This window comes from Natronoarchaeum mannanilyticum, from assembly GCF_039522665.1.
Classification (GTDB): domain Archaea; phylum Halobacteriota; class Halobacteria; order Halobacteriales; family Natronoarchaeaceae; genus Natronoarchaeum; species Natronoarchaeum mannanilyticum.
Genome location: NZ_BAAADV010000003.1, coordinates 377,332 through 394,620, shown reverse-complemented (window position 1 = coordinate 394,620; position 17,289 = coordinate 377,332). Strand labels below are relative to the sequence as shown.

The following is a 17,289-nucleotide window of genomic DNA, read 5'->3' as shown; positions in this document are numbered from 1 at the left end:
AGTTGTCACTCGGCAGCACGCATTCCCGGCCAGCGCACCGATCGGTAGGCCCGCGCAGAACGTTCCGAAGAGCGACCGGTTCGATCGCCGACCGTTGAACGGAGTTCGCTATTTAACCCGTTGGAGCCCCACTATCGATCGATGGACCGGTCAGGGAGATTCGACGTCGACCGATGCGACGACGAGCTCGCGCTCCGGGTCCTCGAAGGCGTCGCCGACGCGGACGACAGGCGAGTGGCGGAGCTGCCGCCGCTGTATCCGACGCTGGATCCGGACGCGCTCGGCGCGCTGTTCCGGCGATCCGACGCGGATCTGCGGGTCGCCTTCGAGTACGAGGGCAAGGCGGTGACCGTGTACGAGGGCGGGCGCGTGACCGTCGACGAGGGGTTCTGAGCGGTCGCGCCGGCCGCGGGGAGCCTCGCGCCCGAGGGACGTGGAGCTGTGACGCCGCGATGTCCCTGTCGCTTAGCGGTAAGCTACCGTTACGCACGCTGCTCGGGACTGCGTGGCAGAATTCGGTCCGTAACCGGCCGCTACGCTCGGGACGGCGTCGCCCGTACTGACCGAAATCCATCACTATCGACCGTCAAACCCGGCGCGTCCGGTGACGTTCCGGAGAGTTTTAGCCGTCGGGGTTATATTCGGGAGATATGCGATTACACGACAGGGACGTCCGCCAGGACGTGCGCGAACTCGGCGCCCTGCTCGGGGACGTGCTGGAGGACCAGACCTCGCGGTCGGCGTTCGAGACCGTCGAGACGCTCCGAACGTCCGCGATCGACTACCGGGACGGCGAGCTCGACTCGCGCCAGCCGCTCCACGACGAGCTCAACGGGCTGACCCCCGACCGCGAGAGCATCGTGGCGCGGGCGTTTACGACGTACTTCGAACTGATCAACCTCGCGGAAGAGCGCGAGCGCGTCCGGGCCATCCGGACGGGCTCCCACGAGGAGACCCTCGACGATAGCCTCGAAACCGCCGCCGAGGAGCTGGCCGAGATGGACGCCGAGGAGGCCCAGCAGGTCCTCGACGACGTCCTCATCGAGCCGACCTTCACCGCTCACCCGACGGAAGCGCGGCGCAAGACCGTCAAGTCGAAGCTGCGGTCGGTGTCGAACCACCTCGAGACGCTCGACGAGCGCCGGCTCACCAGCAAGGAGCAGAGCCAGGTCGAGCGCGACATCGACGCCGAGGTCACCAGCCTCTGGCAGACGCCGCAGGTCCGGAACCGCCGGCCCGAGCCCGAGGACGAGGCGCGCAACGTCCAGTGGTACCTCGAGAACACCCTGTTCGACATCGTCGGCGAGGTGTACGACGAGCTCGACGACGCGCTGGTCGAGGAGTTCGACGACGACCTCGACATTCCGAAGCTGTTCGAGTTCCGCTCGTGGGCCGGCAGCGACCGCGACGGCAACCCCTTCGTGACGCCGGAGGTCACCGAGACCACCCTGGAACGCCAGCGCGCGGTCGTCCTCGACCGGTACGCCGGCGAGCTCAAGCGCCTCTCGGGCGTGCTGAGCCAGGACGGCGCCCGCATCGAGGTCGGCGATCGCTTCGAGGAGTCGCTCGCGGCCGACTTCGAGCGCCTGCCCGGCCTCGCCGAGGAGGTCGACGAGCGCTACCCCGACGAGCCGTACCGCCAGAAGCTCAAGCTGATGCGCGAGCGCCTGCGCCGGGTCGGCGACGTCCGCCCCGGCGGCTACGACGACGTCGCCGAACTGCAGGACGACCTCGACGTGCTCGCCCAGAGCCTGCGCGCGAACGACGCCGACTCCGTCGCCGAGGCCCACATCGATCCGCTGGCCCGCAAGGTCGACACGTTCGGCTTCAGCCTCGCCAGCCTTGACCTGCGCGACCACCAGGAGATGCACACCGCGGCGGTCGCGGAGGCGCTGGCCCGCGAGGGCATCGACTACGAGTCGATGGACGAAGACGAGCGCATGGAGACGCTGACCGAGGCCGTCCTGCAGGACGAGCGCGTCATCGACCTGGAGGACCAGTCGGACGTCTCCGACGACGCCGCCCGCGTCCTCGAACGATTCGACCGGCTGGCCGACTGGCAGGAGGAGTTCGGCATCGAGGCGATCGACACGTACGCCATCTCGATGACCGAGGAGCCCAGCCACGTCATGGAAGTGCTGTTCCTGGCCGACCAGGCCGACGTGGTCGAGCTGCCGGGCCACTGCGGGCTCGACATCGTCCCGCTGCTCGAAACCGAGAGCGCGCTGTCGGGCGCCCGTCGGATCATGGGCACGCTCTACGAGAACGAGGCCTACGAGATGGCCCTCGACGCGCGGGGCAACACCCAGGAGATCATGCTGGGCTACTCCGACTCCAACAAGGAGAACGGGTTCCTCGCGGCCAACTGGTCGCTGTACAAGAACCAGCGCCGGCTCGCCGAGATCTGCGACGACTTCGACGTGACGATGCGGCTGTTCCACGGCCGCGGCGGCTCGATCTCTCGCGGCGGCGGTCCGATGAACGATGCCCTGCTCTCGCTGCCGAACTCCACGGTCACGGGGCAGGTCAAGTTCACCGAGCAGGGCGAGGCGATCGCCGAGAAGTACGGCAACCAGCGCATCGCCGAGCGCAACGTCGAGCAGATGCTCAACGCCCAGCTCCGGGCGCGCAAACGCTCGATCGAGCAGCCCGTCGAGGACGTCCCCGAGGAGTGGTTCGACGTCATGGACACCATGGCCGACGCCGCCCGGGACGAGTACCGCGACCTGCTCGAAACGGAGGGATTCGTCCAGTACTTCGAGGAGGCGACGCCGATCACCGTCATCGAGAACCTCAACATGGGCTCGCGCCCGGCCTCGCGCTCGGGCGAGCGCAACGTCGAGGACCTGCGCGCGATCCCGTGGGTGTTCTCGTGGACCCAGTCGCGGTGTATCCTGCCGGGCTGGTACGCGCTCGCGACCGGCATCGAGGCCTACCTGGATAACGGCGGCGACGTCGAGACGCTCCAGTCGATGTACGAGGAGTGGCCGTTCTTCCGCACGAAGCTCGACAACGCCGCGATGGCGCTCGGGCGCACCGACATGGAGATCGCCGCCGAGTACGCCGACCTCGCGACCGAGGACCTGCGCGAGCAGTTCTTCCCGCGGGTCACCGACGAGTACGAGCGCGCGATCGACCACGTCGTCGAGATCACCGGCCGCGACCACCCGATCGACCGGGAGTGGCTCCGCGAGAGCTTGGAGCGGCGCAACCCCTACGTCGACCCGCTGAACCTGCTCCAGACGCACCTGCTCAAACAGACCCACCGGACGGATCTGGAGGAACAGACGCTGCGCCTGACGGTCAAGGGCATCGCGGCGGGCATGAAGAACACCGGATAATCTCGTAGCTCTCGTTTTTCGCGTCGGGACGACGCGGCGGCAGCGGCGTCCAGCTCGACGGCGGCGACGAACTCGGTTTCGTCACCGCCGTCGTCTCGATTCGACCGTCGATACGCCTTCTATCGCCCGTAGAACCAGTACGAAAACGCGAGGAACGCGACGATCGCGCCGCCGACCGTTCCGATCTCGGTGCCGAACGGGATCGACAGCACCTGCAGCGCCGTCGCGGCGAGCGCCGCGACGACCACGACGCCGATCAGTACCGCGATTCCCAGTTGCCACTGCTGAAAGTTGTCGAGCGCTGGATCGTCCGCCATGCGAACGTCCTCTCAGAGCGGCTTCATAAGCGTGCTCCCGGGTACACGGTGCGCGCAGTGACGGTCGATGCCGACAGCACGTCGGAAAAACGAACGAAGAGAACGGCAGCCCGGCCGTGACGGCCGGCAGACCCGCAGATCGAAACGGGGGCGTCGACTCGCCTACGTCGTCAGGTAGTAGCGCCCGTCGGCCGCGACGAGGCCCTTCGACTCCAGGGTCCCGAGCGTCTCGAACAGGACCAGCTTCTGGAGGTCCAGCGTCTCCCGGAGCTCGTCGACGGTCGCGGTGCCGTTGGCGTCCAGCGCGAGGTAGACCAGCTTCGCCGTCGGCGATTCGATGCTCTCGGGCAGCGATCCGGTGCGGGTCTCCTGAACCGACGTAGCCAGGCTCATCCGGACCACTCTCCGCCCATGTCGCCGCTGACGTTCGAGCGCCACTGGTCGAAGCCGCTCTCGCAGTCGGGGCTCTCGTGGATGTGGTCGATGAAGCCGGCGCCGGGGTCGGCTAACTCGCTATCGCAAAACGGACAGGTCGAGGGATCGCTCCAGTTCGTGGTGGGTGCGGTGCCGTTCATGGCTACCTGAAGATACTCCGATTTCCCATATAAGCCTATCCGGGGTATGTTTAAAATTGATATAGGGGCCTAGTATGACACTCAATGTCGATCAAAGGGTTTGGCAACAAGTGTCGGTATCGACGCCGCCGGTGAGCGGGCTGCCGCGACGCCCGGTGCGATCGGAGCGCGCCCCTTTTTGCCCGTGACGCGCTACGGACGCCCGTGTCATCCGAGGCCGACGCCGACGGCGCAGCGGGCGAGGGCCAGCCCCGCGTGGAGGTGTACCCCGGCCGGGAGGTCGTCGTCGACTTCGATCCCGACCTGACCTTCGAGTGCGTCGAGGACTGCACCTGGTGCTGTCAGCACGGCGTCTTGCTGTACGAGGAGGACTTCTACGAGCTCGCCGAGCGCGCGCCGCTCGGCGAGACGACGACGCAGTTCCGCGGGCAGGACTTCGTCCGGAAGGAAGAGAAGGATCGCGACGAGCACGTCGGCGACGACGGGCAGGCGTGTTACTTCCTGCGTGACGACGGGCTCTGCGCGCTCCACGACGAGCACGACTGGAAGCCCGCGCGCTGTTCGGTGTTCCCGCTCGCCGTCTCGGTCGAGGACGGCGAGATCCACGTCGGCATCCGCGATTCGGCCCACGAGCACTGCGACGGGCTGGACGTCAGCGAGCGCCGCGTGATCGACAATCTCGACGCCTTCCTCCCCGAGTTGCTCTGGGATCTCGACGATCCCTCCAGCGAGCGGGAGCTGTAGTCGACCCCACGTTCGGTCAGCAAGACTTTTCGAACGACCACGACTGCGGTTTATCAGTGCGCTCGTGGTCAGTCCCGATACGGCGGGCGACGACCGCGAGCGCGCCCGCCGGATTCAACCATGGCCCGAACCGAGATCACGGACGACGACCAGGGGAAGAAGGTAGTGAACGACCGCGGCGACGAGATCGGCATGGTGAAAGACGTTCGGGCCGGGACGGCCCACGTCGATCCGGACCCCGGAATGACGGACCAGCTGAAGTCCAAACTCGGCTGGGGCGACACGGACGACGACACGTACCCGCTCCAGGAGGAGATGATCGAGGACGTCACCGACGACGAGATTCGCGTCCGCGGCGACATGTAGGCCGCGACCGGCTTCCTCGGGCGTCGTTCTTTTTCGCGTGAAGCTCGCTCCGACAGCGGCGCGTCCGCCCTGCCGCGACTACCCGGCTTTAACTTTCGCCCGTCCTACCGTTCGCTCATGCAACCCCTGTCGGGCCGCTCCGTCGCCGTCGTCGGCGGCGGGTTCGGCGGACTGTCGAGCGCCTGCTACCTGGCCGACGCCGGGGCGGACGTGACGCTGCTCGAGAAGAACGACCAGCTCGGCGGGCGGGCGAGCACGCTCGAACGCGACGGGTTCCGGTTCGACATGGGCCCCTCGTGGTACCTGATGCCCGACGCCTTCGAGCGTTTCTTCGGGTACTTCGACCGCCATCCCGAGGAGTACTACGACCTCGAACGGCTCGACCCCCACTACCGGATCTTCTTCAAGGACGGCGATCGGGTCGACATGCTGCCCGATATGGACGCGAACAAGCAGACGTTCGAGTCCTACGAGCCCGGCGCCGGCGAGGCTCTGGAGCGCTACCTCGAACAGTCCCGCGAGAACTACGAGGTCGGGATGGAGCACTTCGTCTACACCGACCGAAGCCGCCCGCGCGACTGGCTCGACCGGGACGTCCTGAAGAACGCCCGCGGGCTCTCGCTGATCGGCTCGATGCAGGACCACGTCGAGGACTACTTCGAGCACCCCAAGCTCCAGCAGATCGTCCAGTACACGCTCGTCTTCCTGGGCGGCTCGCCGACGAACACGCCCGCGCTGTACAACCTGATGAGCCACGTCGACTTTAATCTCGGCGTCTGGTATCCCGACGGCGGGATGGGCGCGGTCGTCGACGGCATCGTCGAGCTGGGCGACGAACTCGGCGTCGAGTACCGGACCGGCGAGGCCGTCACCGAGATCAAGGGTCGGGAGAACGCCTTCCGCGTCGAGACCGAGCGCGGCGCCCACGAGGTGGATCTGGTGGTCAGCGACGCCGACATGGCCCACACCGAACAGGAGCTGCTCCACCCCCAAAATCGCCAGTACGACGCCGACTACTGGGACGACCGAACCTACGCGCCCTCCGCGTTCCTGCTGTATCTCGGCGTCGAGGGCGACGTGCCGGAACTGGCTCACCACACGCTGGTGCTGCCGACCGACTGGCACCAGCACTTCGACCAGATCTTCGAGGCGCCCGAGTGGCCCGACGATCCCGCGTACTACCTCTGTGTCCCCTCGAAGACCGACGACGACGTGGCGCCCGAGGGCCACAGCAACCTCTTTGCCCTCGTCCCGATCGCGCCCGACCTCGACGACGACGAAGCAACCCGCGACCGCTACCGCGAGCTCGTCCTCGACGACATCCGCGAGAACACCGGCACCGACCTGCGAGATCGGATCGTCGTCGAGGAACGGTTCACCGTCTCCGATTTCGCCGACCGGTACAACAGCTACGGCGGCACCGCGCTCGGGATGGCCCACACGCTCACCCAGACGTCGCTGTTCCGGCCCAACCACCGGTCCGACGCCGTCGACGGGCTGTACTTCGCCGGCTCCTACACCAACCCCGGCATCGGCGTCCCGATGTGCCTGATCAGCGGCGAGCACGCCGCGGCGAAGCTGATCGAGGATTACGGCAAGTGACCCGCCAGCGATGACCTCGACTACAGAAACCGACGCCACCGATGAGTACGCCACGCTCGGCGCGAAGCTCCGCCGCCTCTTCGTCCTCTCGCGGCCGCGCTTCTGGCTCTACCTCGCGGGGCCGGTGCTGGTCGGGGCGGTCTACGGCGCCGGCGAACTCTCCGATCTGGCGTCGCCCGTCCTCGTCGCGCTGTTCGCGTACTTCCTGGTGCCCGCGAACGTGTTCCTCTACGGCATCAACGACGTGTACGACGCCGATATCGACGCCGCGAACCCCAAGAAAGACGCCGACGCGCCCGAGGCGCGCTTCGGCGGCGAGCCGTTCGTCGTCTACGCGGTGGTCGTCTGCGCGCTGGCGGCCGTCCTGCTGATCGCGCTGGTGCCCGACCCCGCCCAGCTCTGGATCGCCGGGTTCGTGATCCTCGGCTCGCAGTACAGCGCGCCGCCGCTGCGATTCAAGACGACGCCGCTGCTCGATTCGATCTCGAACGGGCTGTACGTGCTGCCCGGGTTCGCCGCCTACGCCGCGCTGGCGGGCGCCCAACCCCCGGTACTCGCGATCGCCGGCGCCTGGCTCTGGGCGATGGGGATGCACACGTTCTCGGCGATCCCCGACATCGAACCCGACCGCCGAGCGGGCATCGAGACGACCGCGACGCGACTGGGCGAGCGGGCGACGTTCGCCTACTGCGCGGTCTGCTGGACGCTCGCGGCGGCGGCGTTCGGCGCGATCGACCTCCGGCTGGGCGCCGCGCTGGCGGTCTACCCGCTGTTGGCCGTCGGCGTCCCGCTCCTCGGTATCGACGTCGACCGGGCGTACTGGTGGTTCCCGGCGATCAACACGGTCGTCGGCGCCGCGCTGACGATGGGCGGGCTGTGGGTTCTTTCGGGAGGACTGCCAGTGTGACGCTGTTCGACGCCGCGACCGCCGCGTTGATGTGTCTACCGCCCGGAGTGTCTGCCGATGACTGACGGCGAGGTCGGGTCGACGAACGATGCCGAAGTCGGCACGACGACCGACGCCGACGGGCCCCCGACGAACCGGCGGGCGATCGAGCGACGGCTGGACGCCCTCGTTCGCGACAACCGGGTGACGATCGCGATCACGTTCCCGCTGGTCGGCGTCGTCCTGCTGATCGCCGCCGCGGAGGGCGCCATTCCCCAGCGAGTCGCGTTCAACCCGCTGTTGCTGCTGGGCGCGGTGCTGGTGATGCGCCTGCCGCTGATCGGCGGCCTGCTGCCGCTGGTCGACCGCCGAGCGCTGGCCGGCCTCGGCGTCCTCGCGGCGTTCACCTACGGCGTCGAACTCCTCGGCGTCTACACCGGCGTCCTCTACGGCGAGTTCGAGTACCTGATCGATCTCGGGCCGATGCTGTTCGGCGCCGTTCCGCTCGCGTTGCCCGTGTTTTACTTCCCGATCCTTCTCAATAGCTACCTGCTCGTGACGCTGCTCTCGAAGGATCGGCTCGGCGCCGCGGCGCGCTTGCTGGCCGTGCTCGCCGTCGTCGTCGGGATGGATCTCGTGCTCGATCCGGGCGCGGTGGCGCTGGGCTTCTGGGGCTGGGAGACGCCCGGAACCTACTACGGCGTGCCCGCGCGGAACTACGTCGGCTGGGTCCTTTCTGGAGTCGTCGCCGTCGCGGTGCTGTCGGCGTCGTTCGACGCCGACGGGCTGGCCGAGCGCCTGGAGCGCTGCGAGTACGTGCTCGACGACCTGATCAGCTTCGGCGTCCTCTGGGGGCTGGTGAACCTCTACTTCGGCAACTACGTCCCGGTCGCGCTGGCCGTCGCGCTGCTCGCCGTGCTGGTTCGGGCAGACCGGTTCGACGTCGCGGGGCTGGCCGCGAGTCGCGGGCCGAGGCCGGCTGACGACTGAGGGCGAGCGGGTGACTGGCGAGTGCGGCGTCGATCGCTCGGCGGGCGAAGAATCAGTCCGGCGTCGGCACGCCGTCGACCGCGCCCCGATCCGATCCCGGGCGCTCCGGCGGCGACACGGCGCTCGCGCGCCGGAACACCGCTTCCGGGTCCTTGTTCCACTGCCAGTGCCAGCGCGTCCGGGCGGCGAGCCAGAGCTTCCGCGCGGTCGAGAGGCTCGGCTCGTTGTTCACCACGTCGTACTCGCAGGCCCGGATCAGCCGGTGGTGGTCGGCGTACAGGACGGCCGACAGCACGACCGGGAACTGGCAGTCCTCGGGCAGGTACTCGATGCCGGCGACGCCCTCGCGGTAGAGCTGCTCGGTCCGGCGGAGTTCGTCGCGGACGGCGTCGGCGACGCCCGGCGAGAACTCCAGGCGCTCGATCTGCTCGGGCTCGACGCCGTTGTTCCGTAGGGTTTCCTCGGGCAGGTAGATCCGGTCGCGGTCGATCACGTCCTCGCGGACGTCCCGGATGAAGTTGGTCATCTGGAACGCCTCGCCCAGCGCGACCGCGTGGGGAACGGCGTCCTCCGGGCGCTCGGGGTCCATCACCTCGGTCATCATCACGCCGACCGCCGACGCCGACCCGCGCATGTACGCCTCCAGATCCTCGTAAGTCTCGTAGCGGCTCGTCACGATGTCCGATTTCATCGCGTCGAGGAACGTGTCGATCTCCTCGTCGGAGATTCCGTGCTCGTCGGCGATTTCGCGGAATGCCGCGAGCACCGGCCCGTCCGGTTCCGCCTCGCCGAGCGCCTGGGCGCGGAGCGATTCGAGCTCGGCGGCCTGTTCCTCGGGCGGGACGCCCTCGGCGTCGTCGACGATCTCGTCGGCCACGCGGAAAAAGGCGTACAGCACGTACGTCGGGTAGCGGACGCGCTCCGGGAGAAACCGCGTGGCGACGTGGAACGTCCGCCCGGTGCGGCGCTGGATCGCCTTCGACCGTTCGATCTGACTCTCGTCTACCATGCCTGTCCCGGTCGCCGCGTGCCTGACAGATGATCCCGGCCCTCGGACATGATGCGTGACCTTCCTAGGGGCGCTTACAGTATAATAATTGGTGTGGCGGACAAAACAAACCGGCGCCGACGGCGGGCCGGTATCGCGCCCGCGACCGGTGCGATCGCCGACCGGCACGCGGCGTCGGTCGGCGAGACTCGCGCCGACCGCGGGCTTTAGGTCGCCGGCCCGGAACGTCCTCGCATGCGCTACCTGCTCGCGACCGACTCCGTCCACACCACCGCGGCGGCCTGCGACTACCTGCAGGACCGGGCCGGACCGGACGACGGTGTCCGGGTCGTCCACGTCCAGTCCGATCAGGACGACGCGCGCGACGGCCGCGAGGCGTTGAACGTCGCGACGGTCCGGCTCGGCGCCGTCGCGGACGTCGACACCGAGCAGCGCTCGGGCCGACCCGCCCAGGAACTGCTGGCCGCCGCCGGCGAGTTCGAGGCCGACGAGATCGTGCTGGGGGTCCTCGCGAGCGCTAGCGAGGGAGGGCTCGACGGACGTGAAGCGTCCGTCGGCGTCCGCGGCGGTGACCCCGGCGCCGAGAGCGCGGTCGGGTCGACGACGCGGGCGGTGCTCGGCGACGCCGATCGGCCGGTGGTCGTCGTCCCGCAGGAAGAGCTGTAGGTCGGATTTCGCGCCGTTGCTCACTTCTCGTCGACGAGCTGGTCGGCCAGCATCGGCAGGAACGTGCCGATGTCCGACACCATCCCGATCGCCTGGGCGCTCCCGCGGTCCATCAGCTGGGTCACGGTGGAGGGGTTGATGTCGACGCAGACGAGCTTCGTCGTCGAGGGCAGGCAGTTGCCCACCGCGACCGAGTGCAGCAGGGTCGCGAGCATGATCACCAGGTCGGCGTCGCGGGCCTGCTCGCGGATCGCGTTCTGGGCCTCGATCGAGTCGGTGATGGTGTCGGGCAGCGGGCCGTCGTCCCGGATCGACCCCGCCAGCACGTAGGGGACGTTGTTGGCGACGCACTCGTACATCACGCCGCTCTGGATGGCGCCGTTCTCGACGGCCTGCTCGATGCCGCCCTGGCGACTGATCTCGCTGATCGTGTAGATGTGGTGCTTGTGGCCCTTGCGCGGGTGTTCCATGGTTTCGACGTCCATCCCGAGCGACGTGCCGTAGAGGTCGCGCTCGATGTCGTGGACGGCGAACCCGTTGCCCGCCGAGATGGCGTCGACGTACCCCTCGCGCACGAGTTCGGCGAGGTGGTCGGCCCCGCCGGAGTGGACGACCGCCGGCCCGCAGACCGCCAGCACGTTGCCGCCCTCTTCTTTGGTCTCGGCGACGGCGTCGGCGATCTCGCCGATCAGCGACTCCGAGGGGCGCTCGCTGGAGACGCCGCCCTGCATGAACCCGAAGGCGCTGTCGCCGTCGCGCGGGCGCTCGGGCGGCTCGACCCGGATTCCCGTGTCGCCGGTGACGACGAGATCGCCCTCGTCGATGGCGTTGAGGACCTTGGTGTGCGCTCTGGGCGCTTCCGATCCTTCGGTTTCGACGACGATCGCACAGTCCATCTCGACGTTCTCGACGTCTACCCACTCGCCCTCGTACCGGACGTACGTCGGGTGGTTCGTCGTCGAGTAGAAGTCGACGGGGACGACGGCGTCGTCGGGCGCCGCTTCGAGAGTGGCGTCGGCCGGGTCCGACAGCGTCGCGCCGTTCTGGTGGAGCTCGTGGACGATCTCTTGGAGCGTCGGCTCGCTGTCGGCCGAGACCTTCATCCGGCAGTACGTCTCGGCGTTCTTGTGGCGGCCGATCTCGAACTCCTCGACCTCGAAGGAGCCGCCCATGTCCATCACGACGCCGAAGCATCGACCCATCGTCCCCGAGTCGATGATGTGGCCCTCGAGTTCGACGGTGCGCGTGGGACTCATTGGCTAGGTAGATGCGGGAGCGGGGCAAGAGGGTTGTGGACTGTGTGGGTTCGGGATGTGGGAACAGTGGGTTTCGGGCTGGTTTTCAGGTCGCTCTCTGGAACAGCAGCTGCTTACACTCTGAAAGGGGCCGCCGCGCTCTCTGGGACAGTAGCGACTACTCACAACGCTCTGAAAGCCCCCGCCGCGCTCGACCGGTTGCGACTCGCTGTGCTCCTCGCTTTGCTGCGGTGCTTATTCCGGAAGACTCGCTTCGCTCGTCTTCCGACGTTCGCCTCACGAGGTTCGGCTCACCGTCGCCTCACCGGATCGATCGCGGCGGCCCCTTTCATTCCCACCCAACCGCCAGCCACATCCTCCCCAACCGATTCGCTCGCTCCGCTCGCTCATCCCTCGCGCGACGCTGTCTCGCCACGAGGGCTCGACAGCGCGCGCCACAGCGTACTATGGTGCGATATCGAACGCGTCGCTCACTCGCCCGGAGTTTCGACCCGGATCGAGAACCCCCACGACCAGTTCGTCCGGTCGTCGGCGCCGGCATCCGGCGCCCGCTCGACCGTCACGTTGTCCTCCCACCGATACGTGCCAGGCTCGAAGTACCCCGCGACCCGGAAGTCGTCCCAGACGACGTACTCGCTGCTGACCGACTCCCCGCAACTGTACGTCGTCGGATCGCAGCCGACGGGGGCGAAGTCGACGTTCTCGTCCGGGGTGAGGTCGCGCACCCACCGGCCGTCCTTCCGTTCGGTGTACTCGATGCTCGATGGGTCCTGCAGAACCAGTCCCGCCGGCGCGTCGCTCAGGCTCGCACCGTAGTTGAACAGTTTGCAGTCCTCGTCCCCGACCGAAATCGCCCGCGTCGGGCCGAGATTCGTCGTCGTGATCCGAATTCTGGCGGGTTTCTCGGCCGTCATCGCCGAGCGGAGCATCTCCACGTCGATCCGAACGTCGCTTCCTTCGGGAACCTCGTCGACCGCCGCGAGAGTGATTCGACGTTGTACGTCACCGTCCACCTCGCCGGTCGTCGATTCGGACCGCTCGTCGGCAGCCTCGGGAACGTCGCACGAACCCGGAGAGGCTGAGCTGTTCGGTGACTCGTTCTCCGCGGGCACCGCGGGCGATCCGGCATCGCCCAGACAGCCCGCCAGCGTCGCGGTCCCGCAGCCCAGCGCCGCGAGGAGATCGCGTCGGTCCATCGTCGTCGTGTTTCGGGACCGACAATAAGTGCTTTCTGCCGCCTTGACCGTCGGAAGCGCTGCCGCGATTACCGAGTGGTCGATTACTCGAATCGCTCCCGAATCCGATCGCCCGCGTCCAGCCCCGTCCCGATCGCGGCGTGGGATCGCGCTTCGCCGGCTACCCAGTCGCCCGCGAACCACAGGCCGTCCTCGTCGACGGCGTCAAGCAGCGCCGGGTCGACGCCGTCGTCGGGCAGCGCCAGCCCCCAGCGCTGGTGATCGGTCCAGTCCGGATCGGCGAGTCGGTCGTCGTCGAGCAGGTCGGCGACGATCGGCAGCGCTTCGGCGACGACGTCCGCCCCGTCGGCATCGTAGCGCTCGGCCGACCAGTCGGGCGCCATCTGGACGATCAACAGCGACTCGCCGTCCGGGACGTGACCGGGCTTGCACTCCTCGCGGGAGAGCCAGCCGATCTCGTGGTCGCGGTCGGTGTTGACCAGCGCGTAGTAGGGCCGCTCCAGTTCGTCGGGGTAGTGCAGCGCGAGCGACCAGATCGTCCGGTACGGAACGTCCCGCAGCGCCCCGACGAGGGCGTCCTTGCGGTCGTGGTCCCAGTCGGCGTCCGCGAGAAGCTCGCCGGTCTGAGGCGCCGGCGGCGTCAGCACGACGCCGTCGAACGGCTCGAACACCCGCCCATCGCTCGTCTCGACCATCCACTCCTCGCCGTCGCGCCCCAGCCCGGTCACTTCCGCACCCGTCTCGACCGTGGCGTCGCTCCGGTCGACGAGCCGACCGGCGAGCGTCTCGACGCCGCCCTCGTAGGTCCACTTGCGGCCGTTCCCCCGGCCCTCGCTGATCTGTCCGTCGGCGTCGAACGTCCAGACCGGTTCGGCGATATCGACGAGTCCGTCCGAGAGCTCCTCGGCGAGCAGCTCCGCGACGCGCTCGTCGTCGTCGGTGACGTAGTTCGCGCCGTAGTCGTACACCGCCTCGCCGCGGCGTCGCGTCGCGGTGCGGCCGCCGACCCGGTCGGCGCGCTCGAAGATCGTCACGTCGACCCGATCCGCCCCGAGCGCGTGCGCGACGGCGGCGCCGGCGACGCCTCCGCCGACGACGGCGACTCGTGGTGTCATCGTCCGGATCTGGGGCCGAGCGACGCAAAAAGGCGTCCCTCCGCGCCCGCTCGCCGACGCCGCGGCGGCGTCCGGTTCACCCTACAGCCGCTCACTCCTCGGGCTCGGCCGCGAACAGCTCCTCGTGGCGCCCGGCGAGGTCCGTGTAGGCGCCCGATGCGAACTCCTCGTGGATGCGGTCGGTGTCGATCGTCGTCTGGGAGAGCGGCGTCACCTCCGCGGGGACGCCGCGGGCGAAGGAGTCAGACGGGATCGAGTAGCCTTGCGGGACCACGGTTCCGGAGGCGACGATCGATCGCTCGCCGACGCTGACCTCGGAGTTCAGCGTCGCGTTGAACCCGATCAGCGCCTCGTCGTCGACGGCGGCGTCGTTGCACACGGCGCCGTGGCCGACCATCACGTTTTCGCCGATCGCGGAGGCGTGGAGGACGGCCGTGTCGCCGACGTGGGCTTGCTCGCCGATCCGGACCGGTCCGACGTCGCCCCGCAGGACGACGCCCGGCCAGACGCTGGCGTCGGCCGCGACGGTCACGTCGCCGACCAGCGTCGCTTCGCGGCTCACCCGCGCGCTCTCGTGGATCTCGGGACTGGCGCCCTCGAACGCGTAGCGTCTGGAGTCTCCCATGTTGAACGGTACCATTTGCCGCAAGGTAACTGTTGGTAGCTGTCCGGAAGTCGAGAGGTAATAGCGGTACATAGTGGTATGTACTGGCACGCCCCTGGGTGTACCCCTCATAGCAGCCTACTTACTCCGTTATCGTCTCCCTTCGCGTGATGTCACTGACTCGACCGGACGACGGCGGTGGCGCCGGCGCCGCGACGGGCCGAACCGGCGGGACGGAGGTGGCCTGACGATGCCCCGAGAGGAGTACCGCGAGCAGCTCGACGCGCTGCGCGAGGCCGTCCTCGAGCTGAGCGAGCTCGCCCTCGACCGCCTCCGGCAGGCGCTGGCCGCGCTCGACGGCGGCGACGAAGCGCTCGCCCGCGAGGTCGTCGCGGGCGACGCCGAGATCAACCGTCGGTACCTCGATCTGGAGGGCGACTGCGTCGACCTGCTCGCGCTCCAGCAGCCCGTCGCCGGCGATCTGCGGCTCGTGGTCGCGTCGTTCAAGATCCTCACCGACCTCGAACGGATCGCCGACCTCGCCACGAATCTCGCGAGCTACGCGCTGGAGATGGATCGGGACGTCGCCCCCGACGTCGACCTCCAGCGCATCGGCGCGCTGACGGTCGCGATGGTCGAGGACGCGATGGCGGCGTACGCCGACGCGGATCCCGACGCCTGCCACGAGATAGCGGCCCGCGACGACGAGGTCGACGAGCGCTGCGAGCGCGCCAGCGAACGGATCGTTCGCGCCCTGATCGAGCGGGAACACGGCGCGGCCGACGATCGATCGACGGAGGAACTGCTCGGCGACGTGTCGCGACACCTGCTGACGATACGGGACCTCGAACGCGTCGGCGACCACGCCGTCAACGTCGCGGCGCGAACACTGTACGCCGTCGAGAACGACGACGAGCTGATCTACTGATGCGAACGATAACCTTCCATCGGGAACCCACCCCATGACGACGAACGGCACCGACGAGCCGATCCGGCGCAAGGTCCAGCTCACCGGCGGCTCGACGTACACCATCTCGCTGCCCAAGGAGTGGGCGACCGAGAACGGCATCGAGACGGGGACGCCGCTGTACCTCTACGCCGCCGACGACCGGCTCGTCGCCGCGCGCGACACCGGCGAGGACGGGCGATCGATCGAGATCGACGCCGCCGAGTTCGATCCCGAGGCGCTCGCCGACACCGTCATGACTGCCTACGTCGCCGGCTACGACGAGATCGTCCTGACGAGCCCGGTCGAGTTCGACGCCGACGCTCGGCGGGCCGTCCGCTCGGCGGTGACCCGGCTCGTCGGCGTCGAGATACAGACCCAGACGCCGACCCGGATCACGATCCGAAGTCTGCTCGACAGCGCTGAAGTGTCGCTGCGCCAGACGGTCGTCCAGATGCGCCTGACCGCGCTGACGATGCACGAAGACGCCCTCGACGCGGTTCTGGAGCACGACGCCGAACTCGCCCGCCGGGTCGCCGAGCAGGACGGCGAGGTCGACCGGCTGTTCGCGCTGGTCAGCCGGCAGTTCCACCGCGGGCTGGCGGACGTCCGCGAGGCGGTCACGTTCGACGTCGACCGGACGACCGCGTTCGCCTACTACCGGATCGCCCGACAGCTGGAGCGGGTCGCGGACCACGCCGAGAAGATCGCTGGCGTCGCGACCCGACAGTCGGCGGCCCCGCCCGCGGAACTGGGCGAGGAGCTCGACGAGCTCGGCGAGCGCTCCCGGGAGATCGTCAGGACGGCGCTGGACGAGCAGCTCGACGAGCCGTCGCTGTCGGGACTCCGGGGCGTCGCCGAGCGCCGCGACGCCCTCGTCGAGGACGCACACGCCGTCGACCGCCGGCTGTACGACGGCGACGTCGACGAGGCCCACCTGCTGGCGACGGTGCTCGACAGCGTCGAGCGCACCGCCGAGTACGGCGCCAACGTCGCCGAGATGGGCCTGCAGTCCGCCCTGCGGACCCCCGACGGCGACGACGACGACGCGCTGTCGAACTGACGGCCCGCAGAACTGTCGCGCTCGGCTCCCGCGGCGAGCCGGTCACTCGTCGATCGAGACGACCAGCACCGTCCGGTCGGCGTCCTCGACGACCCGCTCGGTGACGCTGCCGAGGTTCTCCAGGCGATCCCGCCCCGTTCGGCCGTGGGTGCCGATCGCGATCAGGTCGACCCCGTGCTCGTCGGCGTAGGCGAGGATCTCCTTGTGCGGCGTCCCGTCGACGATCTCGGCTGTGACCTCGACGTCGGCGTCGGACAGCCGATCCTCGACCAGTTCGATCGCGTCCTCGGCCTCCCCGCGTAGCTTCGCCATCACGTCGTCGCGCTCGTCCTCCTCGGCGGCCAGATACACCCGGCGGTCGACCACCGACAGCGCGTGGAGGCGCGCGCCGTGGTTCCGGGCGATCTCGACGGCGTGGTCGAGCGTCCGTTCGGTTCCGTCGCTCCCGTCGGTCGGCACCAGGATGTCGTCGTACATCTCCTTCGGTCCGTGTGGTTTGTCACGGCGTAGCATAAACTTCCTGCCGATCAGAACTCTTAGCCAGTGTAACGTAGAATTGAGACACCATAAAATCCCTCGACGGTTGCTAACTTTCATATCATTTTGCCTCCAT

At 68.5% G+C, this 17,289-nt stretch carries 19 protein-coding genes; 10 read left to right on the top strand and 9 right to left on the bottom strand.

The features are described 5' to 3' along the window. Nucleotides 1-141 precede the first annotated feature (141 nt). Together ABDZ81_RS10535 and ppc are read left to right on the top strand one after the other, a co-directional pair. On the top strand, nucleotides 142-393 hold the full coding sequence (locus ABDZ81_RS10535; RefSeq protein ID WP_343773930.1) for a HalOD1 output domain-containing protein: 252 nt from the start codon (nucleotides 142-144) through the stop codon (nucleotides 391-393). Between the two features lie 257 nt (nucleotides 394-650). Then, on the top strand, nucleotides 651-3,341 hold the full coding sequence (ppc, locus tag ABDZ81_RS10530) for a phosphoenolpyruvate carboxylase (RefSeq protein WP_343773929.1): 2,691 nt from the start codon (nucleotides 651-653) through the stop codon (nucleotides 3,339-3,341). A gap of 119 nt (nucleotides 3,342-3,460) precedes the next feature. Here ppc and ABDZ81_RS10525 read toward each other — a convergent pair whose 3' ends face one another. The 3 genes from ABDZ81_RS10525 to ABDZ81_RS10515 form a co-directional block, all read right to left on the bottom strand. Beyond that, nucleotides 3,461-3,658 carry a DUF8144 family membrane protein gene (locus tag ABDZ81_RS10525; protein WP_343773928.1) on the bottom strand — a complete coding sequence of 66 codons (198 nt, stop codon included), beginning with the start codon at nucleotides 3,656-3,658 and terminating at the stop codon, nucleotides 3,461-3,463. A gap of 162 nt (nucleotides 3,659-3,820) precedes the next feature. Then, nucleotides 3,821-4,051 (bottom strand): MarR family transcriptional regulator, encoded by a 231-nt coding sequence (locus ABDZ81_RS10520; RefSeq protein WP_343773927.1) that lies wholly within the window; start codon nucleotides 4,049-4,051, stop codon nucleotides 3,821-3,823. After that, the gene (locus ABDZ81_RS10515) at nucleotides 4,048-4,233 is read right to left on the bottom strand and encodes a DUF7501 family protein (RefSeq protein ID WP_343773926.1); all 186 of its coding nucleotides are present in this window, start codon (nucleotides 4,231-4,233) and stop codon (nucleotides 4,048-4,050) included. The genes ABDZ81_RS10520 and ABDZ81_RS10515 overlap by 4 nt, the downstream gene beginning before the upstream one ends. Nucleotides 4,234-4,437: 204 nt before the next feature. Between ABDZ81_RS10515 and ABDZ81_RS10510 the strand changes: the two genes are divergently transcribed. The 5 genes from ABDZ81_RS10510 (at nucleotide 4,438) to cruF (ending at nucleotide 8,821) form a co-directional block, all read left to right on the top strand. After that, nucleotides 4,438-4,977 carry a hypothetical protein gene (locus ABDZ81_RS10510; protein WP_343773925.1) on the top strand — a complete coding sequence of 180 codons (540 nt, stop codon included), beginning with the start codon at nucleotides 4,438-4,440 and terminating at the stop codon, nucleotides 4,975-4,977. Between the two features lie 120 nt (nucleotides 4,978-5,097). Beyond that, nucleotides 5,098-5,343 (top strand): PRC-barrel domain containing protein, encoded by a 246-nt coding sequence (locus tag ABDZ81_RS10505; RefSeq protein ID WP_343773923.1) that lies wholly within the window; start codon nucleotides 5,098-5,100, stop codon nucleotides 5,341-5,343. A gap of 117 nt (nucleotides 5,344-5,460) precedes the next feature. Further along, a complete protein-coding gene (locus tag ABDZ81_RS10500; protein ID WP_343773922.1) occupies nucleotides 5,461-6,945 on the top strand; it encodes a phytoene desaturase family protein in 1,485 nt (494 codons plus the stop codon). 10 nt (nucleotides 6,946-6,955) lie between these two features. Next, a complete protein-coding gene (locus ABDZ81_RS10495) occupies nucleotides 6,956-7,852 on the top strand; it encodes a prenyltransferase (RefSeq protein WP_343773921.1) in 897 nt (298 codons plus the stop codon). Between the two features lie 57 nt (nucleotides 7,853-7,909). Continuing rightward, complete coding sequence (gene cruF, locus ABDZ81_RS10490) at nucleotides 7,910-8,821, top strand: bisanhydrobacterioruberin hydratase (protein ID WP_343773920.1); 912 nt, start codon at nucleotides 7,910-7,912, stop codon at nucleotides 8,819-8,821. Between the two features lie 52 nt (nucleotides 8,822-8,873). Here cruF and ABDZ81_RS10485 read toward each other — a convergent pair whose 3' ends face one another. Beyond that, nucleotides 8,874-9,830 carry a phytoene/squalene synthase family protein gene (locus tag ABDZ81_RS10485; protein ID WP_343773919.1) on the bottom strand — a complete coding sequence of 319 codons (957 nt, stop codon included), beginning with the start codon at nucleotides 9,828-9,830 and terminating at the stop codon, nucleotides 8,874-8,876. Between the two features lie 234 nt (nucleotides 9,831-10,064). On the opposite strand from ABDZ81_RS10485, the gene ABDZ81_RS10480 reads away from it, so the two are divergent. Continuing rightward, nucleotides 10,065-10,496, top strand: a complete 432-nt coding sequence (locus ABDZ81_RS10480) for a universal stress protein (protein ID WP_343773918.1) — start codon at nucleotides 10,065-10,067, stop codon at nucleotides 10,494-10,496. A gap of 20 nt (nucleotides 10,497-10,516) precedes the next feature. Here the strand turns inward: ABDZ81_RS10480 and ABDZ81_RS10475 are convergent, their stop codons facing one another. The 4 genes from ABDZ81_RS10475 to ABDZ81_RS10460 form a co-directional block, all read right to left on the bottom strand. Further along, the gene (locus tag ABDZ81_RS10475) at nucleotides 10,517-11,752 is read right to left on the bottom strand and encodes an ornithine cyclodeaminase, nickel-pincer nucleotide-dependent (RefSeq protein ID WP_343773917.1); all 1,236 of its coding nucleotides are present in this window, start codon (nucleotides 11,750-11,752) and stop codon (nucleotides 10,517-10,519) included. A 470-nt stretch (nucleotides 11,753-12,222) separates the two neighbouring features. Next, nucleotides 12,223-12,948 carry a hypothetical protein gene (locus tag ABDZ81_RS10470; RefSeq protein WP_343773916.1) on the bottom strand — a complete coding sequence of 242 codons (726 nt, stop codon included), beginning with the start codon at nucleotides 12,946-12,948 and terminating at the stop codon, nucleotides 12,223-12,225. 83 nt (nucleotides 12,949-13,031) lie between these two features. Then, nucleotides 13,032-14,063 carry an NAD(P)/FAD-dependent oxidoreductase gene (locus ABDZ81_RS10465; RefSeq protein WP_343773915.1) on the bottom strand — a complete coding sequence of 344 codons (1,032 nt, stop codon included), beginning with the start codon at nucleotides 14,061-14,063 and terminating at the stop codon, nucleotides 13,032-13,034. Between the two features lie 91 nt (nucleotides 14,064-14,154). Beyond that, entirely contained in the window at nucleotides 14,155-14,688 is a 534-nt protein-coding gene (locus ABDZ81_RS10460; RefSeq protein ID WP_343773914.1) for a gamma carbonic anhydrase family protein, read from the bottom strand. Between the two features lie 229 nt (nucleotides 14,689-14,917). Between ABDZ81_RS10460 and phoU the strand changes: the two genes are divergently transcribed. Beyond that, complete coding sequence (gene phoU, locus ABDZ81_RS10455) at nucleotides 14,918-15,595, top strand: phosphate signaling complex protein PhoU (protein WP_343773913.1); 678 nt, start codon at nucleotides 14,918-14,920, stop codon at nucleotides 15,593-15,595. Between the two features lie 34 nt (nucleotides 15,596-15,629). Continuing rightward, nucleotides 15,630-16,676, top strand: coding sequence for a PhoU domain-containing protein (locus ABDZ81_RS10450; protein ID WP_343773912.1), 1,047 nt, complete (start codon nucleotides 15,630-15,632; stop codon nucleotides 16,674-16,676). Between the two features lie 42 nt (nucleotides 16,677-16,718). On the opposite strand, the gene ABDZ81_RS10445 is transcribed toward ABDZ81_RS10450, so the two are convergent. Next, nucleotides 16,719-17,153 carry a universal stress protein gene (locus ABDZ81_RS10445; RefSeq protein WP_343773911.1) on the bottom strand — a complete coding sequence of 145 codons (435 nt, stop codon included), beginning with the start codon at nucleotides 17,151-17,153 and terminating at the stop codon, nucleotides 16,719-16,721. Nucleotides 17,154-17,289 lie beyond the last annotated feature (136 nt).